General features: G+C 72.8%; 1 protein-coding gene. It reads left to right on the forward strand.

The genetic code is table 11. The annotated features are described in order from the left end of the window. The first annotated feature begins 66 nt into the window (after positions 1-66). Positions 67-5826 carry a LamG-like jellyroll fold domain-containing protein gene (locus tag ACFWE2_RS24115; RefSeq protein ID WP_377226746.1) on the forward strand — a complete coding sequence of 1920 codons (5760 nt, stop codon included), beginning with the start codon at positions 67-69 and terminating at the stop codon, positions 5824-5826. Positions 5827-6054: the final 228 nt, after the last annotated feature.

Consider the following 6054-nt stretch of genomic DNA (forward strand, 5'->3'; position numbering starts at 1 on the left):
GTTCGGGGCCGGCCGCCCGGACCGCCGTCACACCCCCCACAACCCCGTGCGAAAAGGGATTCAACGATGAACCTGCTACGCAGACCTGACCTGCGGCGCCCTGCGCGCCGCCCCCGCCGGGCGCCCGCGCGCCTGGCGGCCATGCTGGCCGCCCTCGCGGTGGCCGTACCCCTCGGGAGCGGCGTCGCGCAGGCCGCCCCCGACGCGGCCGCGCAGGCCGCGGCCGGCTCCGTCGACGACGGAGTCCTGCGCGTCCTGCTGTTCTACAAGCCCAACTTCCACGCCTCCCACGTCCAGGCCCGCCAGGCCGTGCGCGACCTCGCGACGCAGCTCGGCACCGAGTACGACCAGCCGGTCGAGATCCAGGAGACCGAGGACGCCGCCGCCTTCACCGCGGAGAACCTCGCGACCAAGGACACGGTGGTCTTCGCCCAGACGGGCGGCGTGCTGTTCAACGTGGCCCAGCGTGCGGCGCTCGAGGCCTACATCCGCGGCGGCGGCGGTTACATGGGCATGCACTACGCCGGCTGGTCGGTCGGGCAGAGCGAGCACGACGTCAACCCGTTCTACGCCCGGCTCGTCGGCGCGATGTCGGAGGGCCACCCCGAGAACCCCGCGGTCCGCCCGGGCCGCGTGGTGGTCAAGGACGCCGCGCACCCGCTGACCCAGGGTCTGCCCGCCGACTTCACGCGCAGCGACGAGTGGTACGACTGGCTGGTCAACCCGGCCCCGAACGTGCGCACGCTCCTCAACGCGGACGAGTCGTCGTACGGCGGGGGCCACAACGGCACGAACCACCCGATCACCTGGTGCCAGGAGATCGACGAGGGCCGGTCGTGGTACTCGGGGATGGGGCACGAGGGCACGGCCTACGCCGAGGCCCCGATCCGGACGCAGATGAAGAACGGCCTGGCCTACTCGGCGGGCCTGCTGCCGGCCGACTGCTCGCCGCCGGACAAGTCCGAGCAGGGCGCGTGGAGCGGTGTCACGCCGTGGCCGCTGGTCCCGATCAACGCGGCGCTGACGTCCGACGGCAAGGTCCAGTCGTTCGGCAGCGTCTCCTCCGGCTGCACCGACAACACGCCCTACGACTTCCTGGGCAACTCGTGCGTCACCCAGGGCGGTCAGATGGAGATCGACGTCTGGGACCCCGCCGAGGAGCGTACGGTCGCCAACGTGAGCGACAACGTCGTTACGAACTCGACCTACACCGACCTGTTCTGCTCGATGCAGGTGCAGATGCCGCACCGGCGGGCCACGATGACCGTCGGTGGCGACGACGCCCTGGGCGGCAACGCGCCCAACGACGGGTCGCTCGGCGTCACCAGCTACACGACGAACCAGGGCCTGCGCACCGAGGCCCCCATGAACTTCCCGCGCTGGTACCCGACGGGGACCACCCTGCCCGACGGCTCGGTCGTGGTGCAGGGCGGTAGCCTCAAGGGTGGCCCCGGTGGACCCGGCGTCCTGACCCCGGAGATCTACACCCCGGACGAGGGCAGCTCCTGGAAGCTCCTGGAGGGCGCCACCAGCGCGGCCGCGTACGGTGACGGCGGGAACGGCAACGGGCCCGACGAGAACCGCTGGTGGTACCCGCGCGCGTTCGTCGCACCGGGTAGCGGCAACGTCTTCAACATCACCGGCACCCAGATGTACGAGCTCGACCCCTCGGGCGACGGCGAGATCACGCTCCGGGGCACCCTGCCGGCGGACATCGCCAACCAGGGCGGCCTCGGCAACCCGGTCGGCGCCACGTCGACGGCGACCATGTACCGCCCCGGCAAGATCCTCCAGGTCGGCGGCGGCTGGTGGGCCAACGGCGGCGGTCCGGACGGTGCCCGCGCCGGCTTCACGGTGGACATCACCGGGGGCACCGACGCGCCCGTGGTCGAGAAGACGGAGCCGATGCGGTACCAGCGGCACTGGGCCACCTCGACGGTGCTGCCCGACGGCGACGTGATCGTCACCGGCGGCTCCCGGGAGAACAACGGCAACGGTGGCTACGTCACCACCGCCGAGATCTGGGACCCGGACACCGGCAGGTGGACCGTGGTGGACGTGCCCTACGAGCACGCCCGCCTCTACCACTCGACCGCGCTGCTCCTGCCGGACGGCCGCGTGATGGTGGGCGGCGGCGGCACGCCGGGCCCACGCAACTACACGGACGTCGAGTTCTACTCCCCGGCCTACCTGTTCGACGGCAACCAGCCGGCGGCGCGCCCGGAGGTCACCGGCGTCCCGAAGAAGGTGGGCTACGACGGCACCTTCGAGGTGCAGGCCGACGCCGGGGTCTCCCGGGTCACGCTGGTCCGCAACGGCTCGGTGACGCACGGGTTCAACAACGACCAGAACTTCCAGGACCTGGCGTTCGCCCAGGAGGGCGGCAACCTCACCATCGAGACCCCGGTCGACGGCACCTACGCCCCGCCCGGTGCCTACATGCTGTTCGTCTTCGACGAGGACGGCACGCCGTCGGTGGCCGACATCGTCCAGATCGACCCGACGGTCGAGATGGACGCCCGGGCCCCGCACCTGGTCGACCAGCTCGAGTACCCGCGGATCCCGGCCGAGTGGCGCTCCGCCAACCCGCCGGCCGTGGTCGACGTCGAGCCGGGCAACGGCCGGATGTCCCCGTGGGAGGTCGACAGCAAGGTGCAGCTCGTCCGGGCCGCGGCGTCCAGCCAGGGCGGGCTCGGCGCCACGGGCTACCACCTCGGCGTGGGCAGCGACGGCAGTCTGACGCGCACGGTCAAGGGTCTCGACCCCGGCCGTGAGTACCGCCTCTCGCTGCGGTACGCCCGTGACAGCCGGTCCGCAGGCACCGCGCCCGGCACCGCCGACCTCTCCATCGGTGACCTGTCGACGACCCTGTCGGCGGCGCCGGACCTGTCGTCGCAGAGCAGGTTCGGCAAGTACGTCGGGACGTTCGTCGCCGGGGCCCGGTCGCAGGACCTGACCATCAGCGCCGGGGACTCCGGCGCGGGCGTCATGATCGACGACCTGGTGATCGTGGGCTCCGACCCCGGCGCCTCCGACGTCCCCGTGCACTACGAGTTCGAGGAGGGATCGGGTACCCGGGCGGCCAACACCGGTACGGACCTCGGTGTCGGCGCGGCCACCCTGGCGGGCGCGACCGGATGGAGCGAGAACGGCGTCTTCGGCGACGCCCTCGCCTTCACCGGTGGGTCCAACGCCAACGCGGTGGACCTGCCCGACAACCTGCTCCAGGGCGAGGAGAACTTCACCACCTCGTTCTGGGTGCGGCCCGACACCAAGTCCAGCTGGACGGGTCTGTTCCACCTCGGGGACGGGCTCGCGGACGCGGGCAGCTTCTTCCAGATCCAGATGCAGACCAACGCCGCAGGGGCCACGGGGCTCGCGGCGACGTTCAAGGCCAAGGGCGCCGCGCTGCAGGAACGGGTCTACGCCACGCCCACCCGTGACGTGGTGGCGGGCGAGTGGAACCACGTCGCGTTCACCCGGCAGGGCGGCACCGGCACGCTCTACCTGAACGGCGAGCCCATCGCGTCCCGCTCCGACCTGACGATCGACATGACCGACGTCGGGCCGACGGCCAACAACTGGCTGGGCCGCAACGGTTTCCCCGACCCGGCCTACGACGGCCTCATGGACGACGTCCGCGTCTACACCTCGACGCTCGGCGACGCCGAGATCGCGGCCCTGTACGCCGACGGCACCGCGCTCGCCACGACCACCACGGTCACGGTCGAGCCGGTCTCCCCGTCGCCGTTCGCCGAGCCGGTGACGGTCACCGGCAGCTTCGCGGCGGCGAGCGGCGGGGCCCCGGCCGGCGTCGCCGAGCTGTGGGTCGACGGCTCGCGCATCGGGGGTCAGGCCGACGTGGCGGACGGGGCGGTGTCGTTCAGCGACGTCGCGCTCTCCCCGGGTGAGCACGACGTGGAGGTCCGCTTCCTCGCCGACGACGGGTGGCGCGACTCCGCGCAGACCGTCAAGCACACGGTCGAGCGGCCGCCGCCCGGCGAGGGCACGCCGATCCACTACGCCTTCGACGAGGGCCAGGGCACGACGGCGGCCAACACCGGCCTGGACAGCTCCGTTGGGGCGGCGACGCTCACCGGATCGGCCGGCTGGACCCCGAACGGGCGGTTCGGTGCGGGCGTCAACCTGCCCGGCGGCGCGTCGGGGACCGGCAACCAGGTAGAGCTGCCCGACAACATCGAGGCGGGCATGGACGACCAGTTCAGCGTCTCGATCTGGGCCCGCCCGGACGCGCTGCCCACCTGGGTGCCGCTGGTGCAGATCGGCAGCAGTACCGACACGTTCTTCCTGCTGCAGTCCAACACCCAGGTCAGCGGGGCCACCGGCTTCGCGGCGACGTTCAAGGCGCCCGGCACCCCGGGCAGCGCCCAGGAGCGTCTGGTCCTGGGCCAGGGCAACGACCTGCCGCTGAACGAGTGGACGCACGTCGTGTTCACCCAGAGCGGGTCGGTCGGGAAGATCTACTTCGACGGCGAGCTGCAGGCCACGCGGAACGACTTCACCGTCAGCATCGGTGACGTCGGCGTGGGCGGGCAGACGACGACCAACCTCATCGGCGGCACGAGCTGGCCGGATGCCCGCTGGGACGGCCTGGTCGACGACTTCAGGATGTTCGGGTACGAGCTGACCGCCGAGCAGGTGGCCCAGCTCCACGCCGGTCCGGCGGCCAACGTGGCCCCGGTGGGCGCCGCCGACGCCTACGGCACCGTCGAGGACGAGCCGCTGACCGTCCAGGCGCCGGGCCTCCTGGCGAACGACACCGACGCCGACGGCGACGACCTGACCGCGACCGGGCTCACTCAGCCGGCCCACGGCGAGGTCGTGCTGCAGGCGAACGGGTCCTTCACCTACACGCCCGACAGCGGGTACTCCGGGACGGACACCTTCACCTACAAGGCGTCCGACGGCGCGGCGACGTCGGCGGCGACGACCGTGACCATCACCGTCGAGGAGGGTGAGCAGCCGCCGGACAACACGGCCCCGGTGGCCGGTGCCGACGCGTACGCGGCGGTGGGCGGGCAGCCGCTGGCGCTCCCGGCACCGGGTGTGCTGGCCAACGACACGGATGCCGACGGCAACGTGCTGACCGCCACGGGCGTGACCCAGCCCGCCAACGGCAAGGTCACGCTGGCGGCGGACGGGTCCTTCACCTACACCTCGGACGAAGGGTTCTCCGGCAAGGACGTCTTCACCTACCGGGCCGACGACGGGGAGGACCTCTCCGCCGCGGCCACTGTGACCATCACGGTGAGGTCACCGGCGGTGACGGCGGTGGCCGGGGTCGCCCTGCCGATCACCTACGGCACGGCGGGGACGGTCTCGGTGGCGGTGTCACCGGACACGGCGACGGGCTCGGTGGAGCTGTTCGACGGCGAGACCGAGCTCGCGGAGGCCACCATCGCGGACGGACGGGGAACCCTCGTCCTGCCGGCCACCTCGCTCCGGCCCGGGGTCTACGACCTCACCCTGCGCTACGGGGGCGACGCCGATCACCGGGCGTCGTCGTCGAGGGTCCGGGTGGTCGTGGAGAAGGTGATGCCGACCATGGAGATCACGGCGGCGAAGGCCGCCGGGAACAAGGCGGCGGTCACCGTGTCGCTCACCGCGCCGTACGACGTCCGGGTGACCGGACAGGTGCGGCTGGCCGTCCAGGGTGGGCAGACGCTTCTCGGGGCGATCGAGAACGGTCGAGCCCGCTTCGAGGTGCCCCGGCCACGGAACGGTGACCTGACGCTGACGGCGACCTATCTCGGCAGCGAGCTCGTCCTCGCGGCGGAGACCAAGGTGACGCTCAGGCTGAGGTAGGAAGTGGCGTGGGGGGGGGGGGGGGGGGCACGCCGCGCCCCCAGGCCGCCGACGCCGGGGAGCCGGAGGCCGGCGGGGTGGGGGGGGGGGGGCCCCCCCGCCGCGGGGGGGGGCCCAAACCGGGCCCCGCCCCCCCCCAAACCCCCCACGCCCCCCCCCACCCCCCCCCCCCCCCCCCCCCCCGACCCCCCCCCCCCCCCCCAACCCCCCCCCCCCCCCCCCCCCCCC

The organism is Promicromonospora sp. NPDC060271 (assembly GCF_042726755.1).
In the GTDB taxonomy this organism is placed as follows: Bacteria; Actinomycetota; Actinomycetes; order Actinomycetales; family Cellulomonadaceae; genus Promicromonospora.

What these genes read in the sequence shown, in the direction of transcription:
- ACFWE2_RS24115 (WP_377226746.1), top strand. Translation starts at nt 67, where the DNA reads ATGAACCTGCTACGCAGACCTGACCTGCGGCGCCCTGCGCGCCGCCCC.